Origin of the sequence: Arenibaculum pallidiluteum (assembly GCF_017355985.1) — a bacterium.
GTDB classification, from domain to species: Bacteria; Pseudomonadota; Alphaproteobacteria; order Azospirillales; family Azospirillaceae; genus Arenibaculum; species Arenibaculum pallidiluteum.
Window position 1 is genome coordinate 329,174 of the sequence record NZ_JAFIQU010000004.1, and the last position, 16,279, is coordinate 345,452.

20 protein-coding genes and 1 tRNA gene are annotated in these 16,279 nt (G+C 69.2%); 3 read left to right on the plus strand and 18 right to left on the minus strand.

Features of this window, described 5'->3' with window-relative positions; all coding sequences use genetic code 11:
• Positions 1-4: 4 nt before the first annotated feature.
• Positions 5-505 (plus strand): CoA-binding protein, encoded by a 501-nt coding sequence (locus JUB13_RS11550; protein ID WP_207478945.1) that lies wholly within the window; start codon positions 5-7, stop codon positions 503-505.
• 8 nt (positions 506-513) lie between these two features.
• A complete protein-coding gene (locus JUB13_RS11555) occupies positions 514-1,806 on the plus strand; it encodes an O-acetylhomoserine aminocarboxypropyltransferase (protein ID WP_207478946.1) in 1,293 nt (430 codons plus the stop codon).
• Positions 1,807-1,863: 57 nt separating this feature from the next.
• Here JUB13_RS11555 and JUB13_RS11560 read toward each other — a convergent pair whose 3' ends face one another.
• The 11 genes from JUB13_RS11560 to JUB13_RS11610 form a co-directional block, all read right to left on the minus strand.
• Positions 1,864-3,084, minus strand: coding sequence for an MFS transporter (locus JUB13_RS11560; protein ID WP_207478947.1), 1,221 nt, complete (start codon positions 3,082-3,084; stop codon positions 1,864-1,866).
• 80 nt (positions 3,085-3,164) lie between these two features.
• Positions 3,165-3,494: a divalent-cation tolerance protein CutA gene (cutA, locus tag JUB13_RS11565; protein ID WP_207478948.1), complete on the minus strand. Its 330-nt coding sequence runs from the start codon at positions 3,492-3,494 to the stop codon at positions 3,165-3,167.
• A 102-nt stretch (positions 3,495-3,596) separates the two neighbouring features.
• Positions 3,597-3,896, minus strand: coding sequence for a hypothetical protein (locus JUB13_RS32195; protein WP_207478949.1), 300 nt, complete (start codon positions 3,894-3,896; stop codon positions 3,597-3,599).
• Positions 3,897-4,173: 277 nt separating this feature from the next.
• Positions 4,174-4,250: transfer RNA gene (locus JUB13_RS11575), tRNA-Pro, on the minus strand.
• A 158-nt stretch (positions 4,251-4,408) separates the two neighbouring features.
• Positions 4,409-4,873, minus strand: coding sequence for a MerR family transcriptional regulator (locus tag JUB13_RS11580; protein WP_207478950.1), 465 nt, complete (start codon positions 4,871-4,873; stop codon positions 4,409-4,411).
• Complete coding sequence (locus JUB13_RS11585; RefSeq protein ID WP_207478951.1) at positions 4,873-5,202, minus strand: integration host factor subunit alpha; 330 nt, start codon at positions 5,200-5,202, stop codon at positions 4,873-4,875. Before JUB13_RS11585 ends, JUB13_RS11580 begins: the two co-directional genes overlap by 1 nt.
• Before the next feature lie 107 nt (positions 5,203-5,309).
• Positions 5,310-6,281 (minus strand): beta-ketoacyl-ACP synthase III, encoded by a 972-nt coding sequence (locus JUB13_RS11590; RefSeq protein WP_207478952.1) that lies wholly within the window; start codon positions 6,279-6,281, stop codon positions 5,310-5,312.
• On the minus strand, positions 6,282-7,328 hold the full coding sequence (plsX, locus tag JUB13_RS11595; RefSeq protein WP_207478953.1) for a phosphate acyltransferase PlsX: 1,047 nt from the start codon (positions 7,326-7,328) through the stop codon (positions 6,282-6,284). It lies immediately after the preceding gene.
• 29 nt (positions 7,329-7,357) lie between these two features.
• Positions 7,358-7,540 carry a 50S ribosomal protein L32 gene (gene rpmF / locus JUB13_RS11600; protein WP_207478954.1) on the minus strand — a complete coding sequence of 61 codons (183 nt, stop codon included), beginning with the start codon at positions 7,538-7,540 and terminating at the stop codon, positions 7,358-7,360.
• 142 nt (positions 7,541-7,682) lie between these two features.
• A complete protein-coding gene (locus JUB13_RS11605; protein WP_236024886.1) occupies positions 7,683-8,261 on the minus strand; it encodes a YceD family protein in 579 nt (192 codons plus the stop codon).
• 39 nt (positions 8,262-8,300) lie between these two features.
• Positions 8,301-8,846 (minus strand): ubiquinol-cytochrome C chaperone family protein, encoded by a 546-nt coding sequence (locus JUB13_RS11610; protein WP_207478955.1) that lies wholly within the window; start codon positions 8,844-8,846, stop codon positions 8,301-8,303.
• 117 nt (positions 8,847-8,963) lie between these two features.
• Here JUB13_RS11610 and JUB13_RS11615 point away from each other — a divergent pair, with 117 nt between their 5' ends.
• Positions 8,964-9,440 carry an outer membrane protein assembly factor BamE gene (locus tag JUB13_RS11615; protein WP_207478956.1) on the plus strand — a complete coding sequence of 159 codons (477 nt, stop codon included), beginning with the start codon at positions 8,964-8,966 and terminating at the stop codon, positions 9,438-9,440.
• 89 nt (positions 9,441-9,529) lie between these two features.
• On the opposite strand, the gene JUB13_RS11620 is transcribed toward JUB13_RS11615, so the two are convergent.
• The 7 genes from JUB13_RS11620 to JUB13_RS11650 all read right to left on the minus strand — a co-directional run bounded on the left by JUB13_RS11620 (position 9,530) and on the right by JUB13_RS11650 (position 16,209).
• On the minus strand, positions 9,530-11,626 hold the full coding sequence (locus JUB13_RS11620; RefSeq protein WP_207478957.1) for a sodium-translocating pyrophosphatase: 2,097 nt from the start codon (positions 11,624-11,626) through the stop codon (positions 9,530-9,532).
• A 211-nt stretch (positions 11,627-11,837) separates the two neighbouring features.
• On the minus strand, positions 11,838-12,308 hold the full coding sequence (locus JUB13_RS11625) for a flagellar basal body-associated FliL family protein (protein WP_207478958.1): 471 nt from the start codon (positions 12,306-12,308) through the stop codon (positions 11,838-11,840).
• Between the two features lie 70 nt (positions 12,309-12,378).
• Positions 12,379-13,449: a thiamine-phosphate kinase gene (thiL, locus tag JUB13_RS11630; RefSeq protein WP_207478959.1), complete on the minus strand. Its 1,071-nt coding sequence runs from the start codon at positions 13,447-13,449 to the stop codon at positions 12,379-12,381.
• Entirely contained in the window at positions 13,370-13,963 is a 594-nt protein-coding gene (gene nusB / locus JUB13_RS11635) for a transcription antitermination factor NusB (protein WP_207478960.1), read from the minus strand. Before nusB ends, thiL begins: the two co-directional genes overlap by 80 nt.
• Positions 13,964-13,974: 11 nt before the next feature.
• Positions 13,975-14,436 carry a 6,7-dimethyl-8-ribityllumazine synthase gene (locus JUB13_RS11640; protein ID WP_207478961.1) on the minus strand — a complete coding sequence of 154 codons (462 nt, stop codon included), beginning with the start codon at positions 14,434-14,436 and terminating at the stop codon, positions 13,975-13,977.
• On the minus strand, positions 14,436-15,611 hold the full coding sequence (gene ribB / locus JUB13_RS11645) for a 3,4-dihydroxy-2-butanone-4-phosphate synthase (RefSeq protein ID WP_207478962.1): 1,176 nt from the start codon (positions 15,609-15,611) through the stop codon (positions 14,436-14,438). Before ribB ends, JUB13_RS11640 begins: the two co-directional genes overlap by 1 nt.
• A 1-nt stretch (position 15,612) precedes the next feature.
• A complete protein-coding gene (locus JUB13_RS11650) occupies positions 15,613-16,209 on the minus strand; it encodes a riboflavin synthase (protein ID WP_207479048.1) in 597 nt (198 codons plus the stop codon).
• Positions 16,210-16,279 lie beyond the last annotated feature (70 nt).

Genomic DNA, 16,279 nt, shown 5'->3' on the forward strand with positions numbered 1-16,279 from the left:
ACCCGTGGATCACGAGACATATAGCGATCAATACCTTAGCGGCATTCTTTCAGATGTCCGCGTAATTGCCGTCGTCGGCGCCTCGGCCAACTGGAACCGGCCATCCTTCTTCGCCATGAAGTACCTGCAGTCCAAGGGATACCGCATGATCCCGGTCAATCCCGGCATCGCGGGGCAGCAGGTGCTGGGCGAAACCGCCTATGCGTCCCTGGCCGACATCCCGTTCCCCGTCGACATGGTCGACATCTTCCGCGGCTCCGAGGCCGCGGGCCCGATCACCGACGCGGCGATCCAGCTGGGCGCAAAGGTTGTCTGGATGCAGATCGGCGTGCTCAACCCCGACGCGGCCCGCCGGGCCGAGGCGGCCGGCCTTCGGGTCGTCATGAACCGCTGCCCGAAGATCGAGTATTCGCGCCTGCATGGCGAACTCGGCTGGGGCGGCCTGAACTCCAACGTGATCACGACCAAGCGCCGGCCGGTGAAAGCCGTGCGCAAGCTGATGTGAGGCCCGAGATGACCGAAAGAAGCTTCGGATTCGAGACCCGCGCCGTCCATGCCGGCGCCGCGCCCGACCCTGCGACGGGCGCCCGGGCCACACCGATCTACCAGACGACCTCCTACGTCTTCGAGGACGTCGACGACGCGGCGGCGCTGTTCAACCTGCAGAAGGTCGGCTTCATTTATTCGCGGCTGACGAACCCGACCGTCTCGGTGCTCGAGGAGCGGCTCGCCAATCTCGAGGGCGGCCGTGGCGCGACGGCGACGAGCTCGGGCCACGCGGCCCAGATGATGGCTCTGTTCCCGCTGATGAAGCCGGGCGACGAATTCGTTTCCTCCAGAAAGCTCTACGGCGGTTCCCTGAACCAGTTCTCGAACAGCTTCCCGCGGGCGTTCGGCTGGAACGCTGTGTTCGTCGATCCCGACGATCCCGAGAACTTCCGCCGTGCGCTGACGCCACGGACCAAGGCGATCTTCATCGAGAGCCTGGCCAACCCCGGCGGCGTGGTCAGCGACATCGAGGCGATTGCAGGCATCGCGCGCGAGGCGGGTCTCCCGCTGATCGTCGACAACACCATGGCGACGCCCTATCTGTGCCGGCCGATCGACTGGGGCGCGACGCTGGTCGTCCACTCCACGACCAAGTTCCTGGGCGGCCACGGCAACTCGGTCGGCGGCGTCGTGGTGGACAGCGGCCAGTTCGACTGGACGGCCTCGGGTCGCTACCCGGCGCTGAGCGAGCCCGAGCCCGGGTATCACGGGCTGCGCTTCCACGAGACCTTTGGCGATATGGCCTTCACGGTCTACGGCCACGCCGTCGGCCTGCGCGACCTCGGGCCGAGCCAGCAGCCGCTGAACGCCTTCCTGACCATCACGGGCATCGAGACGCTGGCGCTCCGCATGGAACGGCACTGCGCGAACGCCCAGCAGGTGGCCGAGTTCCTGGAGAGCCACCCCGCGGTCGCCTGGGTCAACTACGCCGGCCTCGAATCCAGCCCATACCGGCCGCTTGCCAGGAAGTACCTGCCGCGCGGCGCGGGCGCGGTCTTCACCTTCGGGCTGCGCGGAGGCTATGACGCCGGCGTGCGGCTGGTGGAGAGCGTGGAGCTGTTCAGCCACCTCGCCAATATCGGAGACACCCGGTCGCTGATCATCCATCCGGCCTCGACCACGCACCGGCAGCTTACGCCCGAAGGTTTGGCCGCCGCGGGCGCGACACCCGATGTGATCCGGCTTTCGGTCGGCATCGAGACCGCCGAGGATCTGATCGCCGACCTGGACCAGGCTCTGCGCAAGGCCATTCCCTAGCGCTCTGGCCCGGCGCCGCCCGCCGGCACGCAGCCGGCGGGCGGCGCCGGGTTCCCGCTATTCGGCGGCGGCCGGGATCGCCGCCGCAGCCGGTTCCGCCCGGGGCTCCCGGGGCAGCAGGCAGGCCGCCACGAAGGCCAAGGCCGCGAGGCCGCCGAGCAGCATGAAGAGCCAGTAGAAGCTCTGAAAGCGGTCGTAGACCGCCGCCACCATCAAGACGCCGAGCGGCGAGGCGCCGAAGGACAGGACGAACTTCAGGCCATAGGCGAGGCCCTGGTGGCGGGCCGGCGTATAGCGTGCGAGCAGCAGGTTCTCGGCCGGGATCTGCAGGCTGCCGGCGAAGACCATGACGGTCGCCACGACGAGCAGCGGCAGCCCGGTCAGGCCCGCCGCGACGAGCAGCAGCGGCACCTGCAGCAGCAGGCACGCAACATAGACCCGCTTCAGCGGGTAGCGGTCGCACAGCACGCCGCCCAGGAGTTGCGAGACGCTCGCGAAGAGGTAAACGACCGTCACCAGCCCTCCGATGCCGAGCAGCCCTCCGCCCGCGAGGCCGGTCATGGTCTCGCCGAACCACTTGGGCATCGCCGTCATGGTCGACTGGAACACCAGCCCGTTGCAGACCATCGTGACCGACAGCACCACGAAGGCCCGGATCAGGTCGCCCCGGCTCGGCGCAGCGGTATGCTTCGCGCCGCGGGCCCCATCGGCGCCACCGATCACGAGGCCGGCGGCCATGCAGACCAACAACGCGGCGCCGCATGCGAGGGACACGGCGCCGGGCACCCAGAAGGCGGCGCGCCAGTCGCGCCAGTCCATCAGGGCGCCGGCAATCACGGCCGCCATGGCGATGCCGAGGCTTCCGAAGATCCCGAGCACCCCCATGGCCCGGCCACGGTTGGTCGCGACCTTCACCAGCCAGGACATTCCGACGGGATGGTAGATCGACGCACCGAGCCCCAGGACGGCCAACGCCACCATCAGCTCACCCGTGCCCTCGGCCCGCGCCGCCAGGATCGCACCGGCTCCGGTCAGCACGAAGAACACGACCATCATCCGGGCGTCGCCCCAGCGATCGCCCAGCCAGCCCGCCAGCGGCGCGCCGAGCCCGACCAGAACCGCGCCGACCGTCCACAGGCTTATCAGCGTGTCGTAGCCGATGGCCCAGTCGCGCTCGAGCCCCAGGACAATGGTGAGGTACAGCGCTGTCAGCACATGCATCACCGCATGGCCGAGGCACGAGAAGCCGATGGAGAGACGCGCAGGGTCGACGGTCATGGCGGGCTCAGCCGATGGTCAGATCGACGAACCGTCGCATGCGCAACGCGATGCGACAACTCGGCCGCCGGGGATGGGGGTCATGCGGTGGAGGACGGTGCTGTCTCTCCGAGGATCCAGCGGAGGTAGTCGGGCGTTCCCGCTGCCAGCGGCAGGGCGACGATGCACGGGCACTCGTAGGGGTGCAGGTCCCGAACGCGCGCGGCCAGCGCGTCGAACAGCGCAGCCCGCGTCTTCAGGATCAGCACCGTCTCCTCGGCCTCCTCGATCCTGCCCTGCCAGCGATAGATCGAGCGCATGCCGCGCAGAATGTTCGCACAGGCCGCCAGGCCCTCCTCGACGACAGGCCGCGCGATGGACGTCGCAACCTCCTCGGAGGGCGCGGTGACATAGATGAAGACTGCTTCCATTCCACCCGTGCCGGCCATATTTTCGAAAGACCGGAACGCTAGCCCAGGGCGCCGCCGGTGTCACCGGCCCGGAGGGCGAGCTTGGGTCGAGAGGCTTCGCGATCACCGCGCCGCACCGCCGGCATCGAGCAGAGGCCGGATTCGCGCCAGATCCGCTGGCTTGCCCGCGGCCTCGGTCAGCCCGGAGGCAAGCTGCCGCTCTTCGACGAGGAGGGCCGGCGCGTCGAATTCCGAATCGTGCGCGCCTGCCTTCGCGCGGGCTGGGCTGAGCCCTGGTTCAGCAACCCGCTCAAGCCAGATTGGGAAGTCTGTCGCCTGACCGAGACCGGCCGGGCCGCCCTCGCCGCCTATGCAGTGGTCCGGGTGGATTTCACAGCACGCCGTGCGGGTGCTTGACAGCACGGTCCGGCTCCGACGATAAGTCTTCAGCGGATGCCGCAAGGCCCGAGTTTAGGGAGGAAAGTCCCAAAAGGGACGCCAGATCAGATTGCCGGTCGGCAACGACGCGGCGAAGCGAACGGCCCCTCGACGGGCCGTTCGTCGTTTCAGGCCCACGTTCCCGCCTGACGCTTCCTTGCCGGATGCAGCCCGCCCTCGAATACAGCGCGCCCCGTGCTCCTCGCCGGGCCGGCTCCGAAACGAGAAAGGCCAGGGGAAGCCCCTGGCCTTTTCGTGTCCATGGTCGGCCGGACAGGATTCGAACCTGCGACCCTCAGACCCCCAGTCTGATGCGCTACCAGGCTGCGCTACCGGCCGTCATTGATCCGCGCGGCGGGCCGGCGGAAGCCGCCCCGGGCGGCGTGCGGCGGACTATAGCGACCCGTCCCCACCAGCGCAACGCCGCATGATCCGCTGTCGAGCCGATTTTTACGCCGTACGCCGCACCCGCACATGGCGCGGCGGGGAGCCCCGCCTCAGGCGCCGCGCAGAAGGTCGCGGAGCACCACAAGCTCGTCCAGGATCGCGCGCAGCTCGGCCTTCCGGCCGTGCTCGGGCTCGTCGCCGGGTGCGCCGGCTTCCTCGGTCATCTCCGGCGCGCCGGCAGCCTGCAGCTCGGCCTCTGCCGGCTCCGCCTGGTCATCGTGGCCGGCCTCGGCCGCGCGACCTTCGCGCAGCAGCCTCTGGACGCCCTTGATCGTATAACCCTGCGCGTACAGAAGGTGCTGGATCCGCCGCAGGAGCTCGACATCCTCGGGACGGTAGTACCGGCGTCCGCCGCCGCGCTTCAGCGGCCGGATCTGGGGGAACTTGGTCTCCCAGAACCGCAGCACGTGCTGCGGAACCTCCAGCTCGGACGAGACTTCGCTGATCGTCCGGAAGGCCGTGGCCGACTTGACCGGCGTGCGGGGGACCCGCTGTTCCGGAAACAGGGATGCCATCAGGAGGCGACCTCGATATCGGAGGGTTCGAGCGCGGCGAGACCCTGGTTCACGCGGCTGCGCAGCACCTGGCTCGCCCGGAAGACGAGAACGCGGCGCGGCAGGATCGGCACTTCCTCGCCGGTCTTGGGATTGCGTCCGACGCGCTGTCCCTTGCTGCGGACTGCAAAGCTGCCGAAGGACGAGATCTTCACCATCTCGCCCCGCGCCAGCGCGTCCGAGATCTCCCCGAGGACGCTTTCGACGAGGTCGGCGGATTCGTTCCGCGACAGGCCGACCTCCTGGTAGACCGCCTCGCTCAGCTGCGCGCGCGTGACCGTCTCGGACATGACGTTTCCTTCCGGCACCGGTTCATGTCGAACCCTAAAGCCGGGCCGATAAGCCGTCAAATCCAAAGAGTTGGCGTTCGATGTTCAGGTGCCGCAGCGGGTTTTCGTCACATGCGGACGAGCGCGGCGCCCCACGTGAAGCCGCCGCCCATGGCTTCCATCAGCACCACGTCGCCGGTCTTGATGCGGCCGTCGTCCACCGCCGCGGCGAGGGCCAGCGGAATCGAGGCGGCCGAGGTGTTGCCGTGCCTGTCGACGGTGATCACGACCTTGTCGGCGGAGAGCTTCAGCTTGCGCGCGGCCCCGTCGATGATCCGGCGGTTGGCCTGGTGCGGCACAAGCCAGTCGACCTGGGATGCATCCATGCCGTTGAAGGCCAGCGTCTCTTCCATCACCTCGGCCAGGCGGCCAACGGCGTGGCGAAAGACCTCCTGCCCGTTCATCTTCACGAATCCCGAGCGGCCGAGGGCGATGCCGCCGTCGACCCAGAGCAGGTCGTAGTGGCGGCCGTCGGAGTGGAGATGCGTCGAGAGCACGCCGCGGTCGTCATTCGTCCCCTCGCCCTCCACCGCCTGCAGCACGACGGCGCCGGCGCCGTCACCGAAAAGGACGCAGGTCGTGCGGTCGTTCCAATCGAGCAGCCGCGAGAAGGTCTCGGCCCCAATCACCAGAGCGTTCTTGGCCTGGCCGCTGCGGATGAAGTTGTCCGCGACGGCGAGCGCGTAGATGAAGCCCGAGCAGACCGCCTGCACGTCGAAGGCGGCGCCGCCCGTCATGCCGAGCGCCGCCTGGACCTTCGTCGCGGTCGCGGGAAAGGTGTGGTCGGGCGTCGTCGTGGCAAGGACGATCAGGTCAAGCGCCTGCGCCGGCATGCCCGCGCGTTCCAGCGCCTGCCGGGCGGCCGCGAGGGCCAGGTCCGAGGTGTGCTCGCCCTCGGCCGCGATGTGCCGCTCCCGAATTCCCGTGCGCTGGGTGATCCACTCGTCGGTGGTGTCAACGCGCGCCTCGAGATCCTTGTTCGTCAGGACCTGGGCGGGAAGGTAGGAACCGACGCCGACGATGCAGGAACGTCTGACCATTCAGAGAGCCGCCGCCTTGGGATCCGGAAGCGGCGGTCCCAGGCGGGCCAGCTCTTCCCTGATCTTGTCGTTGAAACCCTGGCGAACCAGGTCGACCGCCACGCAGACGGCATTGGCGAAGCCCATGGCGTCGGTGCCGCCGTGGCTCTTCACGCAGACGCCCTGCAGGCCCAGGAACATCGCGCCGTTATAGCGCCGCGGATCCGTGCGCTTGCGAAGCTTCAGGAACGCCGTGCGCGCCAGCAGGAAGCCGATCTTCGCCATGGTAGAGGATGCGAAGGTCCGGCGCAGCAGCTCGGAGTAGAGCTTGACCGTCCCCTCGGCCGTCTTCAGCGCCACATTGCCCGTGAACCCGTCCGTGACGATCACGTCGACGGTGCCCTTGGCGATGTCGTCGCCTTCCACGAAGCCGTGAAAACGCCCGGGCAGGCTCATGGAGCGCAACTCGCCGGCCGCCGCGCGCAGGGATTCCCGCCCCTTGACCTCCTCCGAACCGATGTTCAGGAGGCCGATCGTGGGCTCGCGCAGGCCGAGCAGCGCACGCGAGAAGACCGCGCCCATGACGGCGAACTCGACGAGGTTGCGGGTGTCGCATTCGACATTCGCACCCAGGTCGAGCATCACGCTCTCGCCGCGCTCGGTCGGAAAGAACGAGGCGATCGCAGGACGGTCGATGCCAGGCAGCGTCTTCAGCACGAACTTGGCGATCGCCATCAGCGCGCCGGTGTTCCCGGCCGAGACCGCGCACGCCGCCTCGCCCGACGCCACGGCATCGATGGCGAGCCTCATGCTGGAGTTGCGGCCGGCCCGGAGCGCCACGGCAGGCTTGGCGTCGTTCCCGATGGCGTCCGGCGTGTGCCGGATCTCGGAAATCGCCTTCAGCCCCGGATACTTCTCGAGAAGCGGTCCGATCCGTGCCTCATCGCCGAAGAACAGGTAGGCGATGTCTGGGCAGCGCTCCCGCGCCTTGTCCGCGCCCGCGACCACCATCTCAGGAGCGTGGTCGCCACCCATGCCGTCGAGGGCGATGATAAGACGCGCGCTCAACTGGGCCTACCTCCCCGAGCCGCGTCCGATCAGGAAGCGGTGGACTCGACGACCTCGCGACCGTCGTACTGGCCGCAATGGGAGCAGACGTGGTGCGGACGCTTCAGCTCGCCGCAGTTCTTGCACTCGTTGTGCGCCATCGCGCTCAGCGCATGATGCGAACGCCGCATGTTGCGCCGCGACTGCGAGGTCTTCTTCTTCGGAACGGCCATGGTTTTATGCTCTCTAAATTCTAAAAGGCGGCCCGGGAGAGCCGCCTACAGAGACCCGCTTGTATAAGGGAACGGTTTCCCCGGAGCAAGACGGAACCGGGATCCTTCACAGGCCCCGGCCCGCCCGCCCCGCCGGCGCGGGCTATCGGCGGTCCTTCAGGCGCGCCAGCGACGCGAAAGGCTGCCGGCGCTCCTCGGTCTGGGGCTCCGGCTGGGCGGATCCACCTTCGGCCTCGCCCCCCTCATCCGCCTCCTCCCCGGGAAGGCGCGGATAAGGGTCGAGAGCCAGGGACAGGTGCTGCGCCGTCAGCTCGCCGAGATCGATCCGGCCGTTCTCGATCGGCTCCGGATCGTCCTCGGCATAGGGGTCCAGGTCCAGCTCCAGCCCGCCCTCGGGCACCAGCTCTGGCGGCGCGAAGAGGGCGGCGAACTCCTCCTCCACCGTGTTCGGCACGGGGTCCAGGGAGACCACCGAGGTCTGGACGACCTCGGCATGCATCCGGCCCTCGATGCGCACCATCTGGCCGCCGCGGGCGCGCCGCAGGCGCAGGGACGCGCGGAGGGACCCGATCGCCTCGAGGTCCAGGCGCCGCGCCAGGGCCGCGCATTCTTCCGGCGTCGCCTCGATCTCCCGCTGGACGGCCTCGTGTCCGATGCTGTCCGCCTGCACCGGGCGCGAGAACTCCGGCGCCGGGGCTCTGGCGTTGGGCTCCATCCTCATCACTCCTTGCGGGGCATCGCTGCCCCTGAAAACCTTGGCTCAGCGCGGCGGTTCGGGCGGCGTGCCGAAGACGACCCGCCCGGAGAGCAGCGCGTTCAGCGGCTGCGCCGCGAGCGCCGCCGCCTCCCGCCTCATATAGGAGGCCATGGCCGCCCGTGCAGCCGGATCGACCTCCATCACCGTGCCGTAGAGGTTGTTTTCGAGCGCAACCTCCAGGGGCCGGGGCTCCGCCGCGGCGAGGCCGCGCCCATAGGCCGCGATGCGCCCGTTCAGCCCGCCGACCATCTCGCCGATCCGCTTCGGCACCGACAGATCGCCGACGCCGAGCTCGCGAAGGTTCTCGTCCATGTCCGCCACCATCACCTCGGTGACGGCCCGGCCGAAGGCCTCGGCCTCCGCCCCTTCCCCCTTCAGCCGCGCCAGCAGCAGGAACAGGTGCAGGACGATCATGTCGAAGCGTCCGTCGACCGTGTCGGGGACGCCGAGCTCCTGGTAGAAGGTCGGCGCGCGCGCCTGCTCGACGAGCGCCGCGTAGGCGGCGCGGGGGGCCTCACGGTCCGCGCGGGAAAACATCCATCTCAGCACGGCAGGGGTTCCACGTCGTTGACAGTGATCGGCGCGCGGTGCGATTGTCGCGCCACATTAGGGCCGGCGGCGACGCCGTCAATCCGGCATTCCGGCCCGCATAGCCCGAAGACCGCGATGACGTCCAAAACCCTCCTGCGGAACGCGACAGCCCTCGGCCTGCTCGGCCTGGCGCTCGCGGCCTGCTCCCCGACCGTGAACACCCGCGGCAACCTCGCCGAAGCCGACCGTCTCCAGCAGATCCAGCCCGGCGTCAGCACGCGCGACCAGGTCGCGGCCCTGCTCGGCAGCCCGTCGAGCACCAGCACCTTCGACCGCAACACCTGGTACTACATCGGTCAGCGGACCGAGCAGACGGCGTTCTTCAACCCCGAGATCATCGAGCGCAAGGTGATCCAGATCCGGTTCGACGACACCGGCCGGGTCCAGGAGATGAAGCAGCTCGACGCCAGCGACGGCCACGAGGTCGCCCTGGTCGAGCGCAGGACGCCGACCGCCGGCCGCGAACTCGGCATCCTCGAGCAGATCCTGGGCAATGTCGGCCGGTTCAACAACAACCGCGGCGCGACCCGCCCCGGCGCTCCCCCGATCTGAGGCCGAGGGCCGGACCCGCGGCCGATCGCCTGCGTGGAAAAGAAGAAGCCCCGGCGCCTCGCGGCGCCGGGGCTTTCCGTTTCCGGCGATCAGGCCAGCTTGGCGAGGATCGCCAGCAGCAGGATCGCCACGATGTTGGTGATCTTGATCATCGGGTTCACCGCCGGGCCGGCGGTGTCCTTGTAGGGGTCTCCCACGGTGTCGCCGGTCACCGCCGCCTTGTGGGCATCGGAACCCTTACCGCCGTAGTTGCCCTCCTCGATGTACTTCTTGGCATTGTCCCAGGCGCCGCCGCCAGAGGTCATGGAGATCGCGACGAACAGCCCCGTCACGATGGTGCCCAGCAGCATGGCCCCGAGCGCCGAGAAGGCGGCGGCTTGGCCGCCGATGGCCAGCACGACCAGATAGAGGATCACCGGAGCCGCGACCGGCAGCAGCGACGGCGCGATCATCTCCTTGATGGCGGCCTTCGTCAGCATGTCGACCGCACGGCCATAATCCGGCTTCGCGGTCCCCTCCATGATGCCGCGGATCTCGCGGAACTGGCGACGCACCTCGATCACCACGGAGCCCGCCGCGCGCCCGACTGCCGTCATGCCCATGGCGCCGAACAGATACGGCAGAAGGCCGCCGAACAGCAGGCCGACCACCACGTAGGGGTCCTGCAGGGTGAAGCTGACCTGGACGTTCGGGAAGTAGTGCGTGAGGTCCTCGGTGTAGGCCGCGAAGAGCACCAGCGCGGCAAGGCCGGCCGACCCGATTGCGTAGCCCTTGGTGACGGCCTTGGTCGTGTTGCCGACCGCATCCAGCGCGTCGGTGGTGACGCGAGTCTCCTTCGGCAGGTCGGCCATCTCGGCGATGCCACCGGCATTGTCGGTCACCGGGCCATAGGCATCGAGCGCCACGACCATGCCGGCCAGCGCCAGCATCGTCGTCGCGGCGATCGCAATGCCGAACAGCCCGGCCGCCCCATAGGCGACGAGAATGCCCGCGCAGATCACGATGGTGGGCAGCGCGGTGGCCTCCATGGACACGGCGAGCCCCTGGATCACGTTGGTGCCGTGGCCGGTCTCGGAGGACTTGGCGACGCTGCGCACCGGGCGGAACATGGTCGAGGTGTAATATTCCGTGATCCAGATCAGCAGCCCCGTGACGCCCAGGCCGACCAGTGCGCAGATGAACAGGCTCAGCCCGCTGATCGCACCGCCGCCCGAGGTCTCGAGCGGGGTGGAGAAGCCGAACATGATCAGCGTGACGATCAGGATCAGCACCGCGGAGATCGCGGCGCTGACGCCGAAGCCCTTGTAGAGGGCACCCATGATGTTGTTGGAGGGGCCGAGCTTCACGAAGAAGGTGCCGGCCACGGACGCGATGATGCACACGGCGCCGATCACCAGGGGATAGGTCATCAGGGCCGCCTGCGCCGCGCCCGTGAAGAAGATGGCGGCCAGCAGCATGGTCGCGACGATGGTGACCGCGTAGGTCTCGAACAGGTCGGCGGCCATGCCCGCGCAGTCGCCGACGTTGTCGCCAACATTGTCCGCGATCACCGCCGGGTTGCGGGGATCGTCCTCGGGGATGCCGGCCTCGACCTTGCCGACCAGGTCGGCGCCGACGTCGGCGCCCTTGGTGAAGATGCCGCCGCCTAGGCGGGCGAAGATGGAGATCAGCGACGCGCCGAAGCTCAGCGCGACCAGCGCCTCGAGGATCGAGCGCAGCTGGCCCGCATCGGCGGCATCGAACATGCCGCGCAGGATCACGTAATAGATGCTGACGCCCAGAAGGCCCAGCCCCACGACGAGCATCCCCGTGATAGCACCGGACTTGAAGGCGACGTCGAGCGCGGCCGACAGGCCGTTGCGCGCCGCCTCTGCAGTGCGGACATTGGCCCGCACCGACACGTTCATCCCGATATAGCCGGCGACGCCCGACAGGATCGCGCCGATGAAGAAGCCGACCGCGACGTGCAGGCCAAGGATCAGCCCGAGCACGATGCCGATCACGATGCCGACGATGCCGATCGTGGTGTACTGACGGTTCAGGTAGGCCTTGGCGCCTTCCTGGATGGCCCCCGCGATCTCCTGCATGCGTGCATTGCCGGGGCTCGTCGCCATGACCTGCCGTCCGGCGTAAACGCCGTAGGCGAGCGCCAGCAGACCGCAGAGAACAACGAAAATGAACGCCATGATCCCCCCAAGGTCAGTTCACGTTGGCGGTCTTCTCTGCCGCTGCTCCGCGGGGCGAAGCATGCGCGGGCCGCTTATTGGTGAAAGGAGCATGCCGAAGGCTTGACCCCAAGGCAACTGGCCGCAACCGGTGGTTCCGGTGCCTGCGACATCGAAGCCGCCTTTCGGGAAGGTCGAGGCCTGCCGGAGGGATGCTGGCCGGGCCGCGCCCTCAGACGGGGCGCTGGCTGACGATCTGGATCAGCACGTCGCGCGCGACGCCCTCGCCGAGCACCTTGCGACTCGCCACCATCAGCTTGGCCTTGACCTGCGGCATGTCGACGAGCCCGCCGCCCTGCATCACCTGGCCCGCGCCGAGAGAGCCGTAGAGCGCCGTAAGGAACGCGTCGGTCAGGCGCGGCGCGACGCCGCGCACCCGTTCCCCGATTGCAACGTCGGCGACCTCGACCGCCACGACGAGGGTCACGAACTGCTCAGCCTTGTCGTTGCCGAGGACGGGCACGGTCAGCGGGCCGATGTTCACGAAGGCGGGAGTCGAGGAGGGAGGCGGCTCGACCGGCTTCTGCTCGACCTCGGCATGCCCGTGGGGCGGGGCGAAGATCGTGAAGTACCACCAGCCGCCGCCGAAGCCGGCGCCGCCGAACACGATCGCAACGATCAGGACCAGAAGGATGCGCATCATGGCGGGTTCACCGGCGATCGCCGCGTCAGCGGCCAAGATGGCGCGCGAACATTGAGGAAGACTTAACCACTCAGAAGTGCTGCCAACCCCTTGCCGGCACCTCGACCGACTGCCCCGCAGCATCCAGAACGCCAACCTCTCCGGGTGTCCCGGCCACGAGACGGCCGATCTCCGTCAGAGCGACCCCGGCCGTCGCGGCGGCGCCCCGAAGCGCATCGGCCCGACCGGGTGGCACGGCGAGGACCAGCTCGTAGTCGTCGCCGCCCGCCAGCGGCAGCGACGCGAGGTCGGGACGCAGGCTCAAGCCCGCCCGGGCCGCGCCGGAAAGCGGCAGCCGCTCGACCTCGATTACGGCGGCGAGGCCGGACTCCTCGCAGAGATGGCCGAGGTCAGCGATCAGCCCGTCCGAGACGTCGAGCCCGGCGGACGCGATCCCGCGCAGCATGGGTCCCAGTGGAGTGCGGGGCCGGGGAAGCCGATAGCGGTCCGCGAGGAACAACGCATGCTCCTCAGCAAGGCCGGACAGTTGCCCGGTGGCGACCCCAAGGCCGAGCGCGGCATCGCCCAGGGTTCCCGTCACGAAGACGAGGTCGCCCGCCCGGCCGGCGTCCCGCGCGAGCGCCTGCCCGCTCGGCACGGTCCCCAGCGCGGTGATGGAGAAGGTCGCGGGGCCGGGCGTCGAGACGGAATCCCCGCCCAGCAGCGCTATCCCGAACTCCTCCTGGTCGGCGGCGAGCCCCGCGGCAAAGGCTTCAAGCCAGGAATCCGGCCGCGACCTCGGCAGCGCCGTCACCAGCGAATAGGCCAACGGATCCGCCGCCATCGCGGCGAGGTCAGAGAGGTTCACCCGCAGGGCCTTGCGGGCGACGAGATCCGGGGGATCGTCGGGCAGAAAGTGCACGCCCTCGACCAGCGCGTCGACCGTGACGACCAGTTCCCGCCCAGGCTGCAGGCCGAACACGGCGGCATCGTCGCGAAGGTCGCGGGCACCGGGGAACGCCGCGGCGAGCGGGCGGAAGAAGCGGGCGATCCGCCCGAACTCGCCGAGCGGGGCGCCGATGTCAGCCCCCCTGCCCTTCGCCGCCGCGCTCGGCCACCTCGTCGGGGCGGAGCACGCGCGCGATGCGGTCCAGGACGCCATTCACCATGCCGGGCTCCTTGCCGGCGAAGAAGGCGCGGCCGACGTCCACATATTCGCTGATCACGATGCGCGCATGGACATCCGCATGGGCCAGCAGCTCGAAGGTGCCGGCGCGCAGGATCGCGCGAAGCAGGTGCTCCAGCCGCTCGATGGGCCAGGCGGCGTCGAGCACGCCGACCAGGATGCGATCGACCTCGGGCAGGCGGGCCGAGACACCGCGCACGATGTCGGCGAAGAGCTGCGGGTCCGCCGAGACGAAGTTCTCACCCTCGCCGTCGAGATCCTGGCCGATGCGATGCTTGATGAACTCGCCCAGCACGCTCTCCGACGGCGTCCCGACCAGGTCGATCTGGTAGAGAGCCTGGACCGCGGCGAGGCGGGCCGCCTTCCGGCGCGCCTTGGCGGATCCCACCTTCTTCCTGGAAGCCGGGTCCGCGGGCGGGTCGCCGGAGGTCGCGGCGCGGGCGGCGGCCAGCCGTGCAGCCGCCCGAAGCGCGTTGTCGGATTTCGCCATGATGCCGCTGCTTATTTCGAGGTGAGGCCGAATTGGGCCTTGAGCGCGATCATGTCAAGGCACGCGCGGGCCGCGCCGCCACCCTTGTCCTTGCGGTCGCGCCGGGCCCGGGCCCAGGCCTGCTCCTCGTTCTCCACGGTGATGATCCCGTAGCCGATGGCGAGGTCGTCGCGGATCGCGAGGTCCTGGAGTCCCCGCGCGCTTTCGACGCAGACGTAATCGTAATGCGTCGTCTCGCCGCGGATCACGCAGCCCAGCGCCACGTAGCCGTCGAACCGCTCGGAGCGGCCGCCTTCGGCGCCGCGATGCGCGAAGCGGATGGCCGCCGGGACCTCGAAGGCGCCGGGAACCGCGATGCGCTTCCACGAGGCGCCGGCCTCCTCGAGGGCCGCGATCGCGCCCTTGGCCATCTCCTCGGCGATGTCCTCGTAGAACCGCGCCTCGACGATCAGGATGTTCGGCCGCTGGGCCATCAATCCTCCCCTCCGGTATCCGTGTCGATGGGCTGATGGCCGACCACGTGCAGGCCGTATCCGTCGAGCCCGATGATGGCCCTCCTGCGGTTGGACAGCAGGATCATGTCGCGAACGCCGAGATCGGCCAGGATCTGGGCACCGATGCCGTAGTCGCGCAGTTCAGACGCGCCGCCGCCGGGCTCCTGCAGCATTGCCCGCACCCGGGCGGACAGGCTGGTGGGCTGCGGCTCGCGCAGCAGGACGACGACGCCGCGCCCGACCTCGCCGATCCGCTGCATGGCCGCCTGCAGCTCGCCGCCCCGGCCCGAGCGCGTCTCGTGCAGCACGTCGTCGAGGACGTTCAGCGCATGCATGCGGACGAGCACCGGCTCGGGTCCCGAGATGTCGCCCTTCACCAGCGCGATATGCTCGGCATAGGCGATCTTGTTCACGTAGACATGCATGCGGAACCGGCCGCCGTGCCGGCTGTCGAGCTCGGCCTCCAGCGTGCGCTCGACGATGGTCTCCGTGCGCCGCCGGTAGGAGATCAGGTCCGCGATGGTGCCGATCTTGAGCCCATGGAACTGCGCGAATTGCACGAGGTCCGGCAGCCGCGCCATGGATCCATCGTCGTTCATGATCTCGCAGATCACGCCGGCCGGCATCAGCCCCGCCATGCGCGAGATGTCGACGGCGGCCTCGGTATGGCCCGCGCGCACCAGAACGCCGCCATCCTTCGCGACGAGCGGGAAGACGTGGCCCGGCGTCGCGATGTCGCGCGGGCCGCTGGTCGGGTTGATGGCCACCTGGACGGTGCGGGCGCGGTCGGCGGCCGAGATGCCCGTGGTGACACCCTCCTTGGCCTCGATCGAGACAGTGAAGGCCGTCTGGTGGCGCGAGGCGTTCTGCTGCGCCATCAGCGGAAGGCCGAGCCGGGCGATGCTGGCCCCATCCATGGCCAGGCAGATAAGCCCGCGGCCGTAGCGCGCCATGAAGTTGATGACCTCGGGCGTCACCCACTGCGCGGGGATCACGAGGTCGCCCTCGTTCTCGCGGTCCTCGTCGTCCACCAGGACGAACATCCGGCCGCGGCGCGCCTCCTCGAGGATGTCCTCGATCGGGGAGATGTAGTCGAGGTCACCGGACTGGGCCTTGGCCCCCGCGACGACCTCGGTCTTCGTCACGCTTCGCATGTCACGCCGTCTCCGCCAGACGCGCGACGTAGCGCGCGAGCATGTCGACCTCGAGATTGACGCCGTCGCCGGGCTGCAGGGAGCCCAGCGTCGTCGCGTCCTGGGTGTGGGGAATTAGGTTGATGCCGAAGGTGGCGCCCGCGACCTCGTTGACGGTCAGCGACACGCCGTCCAGCGCCACCGAGCCCTTGGGCGCAACGAACCGCGCCAGCGGCGTCGGGACGCGGAAGCCGAGGCGGAGGCTGCCGCCCTCGACCCGCCGCGAGACGACCTCCGCAATCCCGTCGACATGGCCGGAGACCAGGTGCCCGCCCAGCTCGTCGCCGAGCCGGAGCGCCCGCTCCAGGTTGATGCGCGTGCCCTCGCGCCAGGTCCCCAGCGTGGTCTTGGACAGCGTCTCTGCCGAGACGGAGACGACGAAGCGGCCTTCCGGTCCGCCCGTGCGCTCGATCACGGTCAGGCAGACGCCGCTGCACGCGATGGAGGCGCCCAGCGCGACCGTCTCCATGTCGAAGTGCGTGGCGACGGTATAGAGCGTGTCGGCCTGGCGCTCGATGGCGACCACGCGGCCGATGTCTGTGACGATCCCCGTGAACATGTGCCCGAAGCTAGCAGTTCGCATCCGGCCCCGCCACGGCTGGATGCCGCCCCCGCCTCGCGGCGCCTGC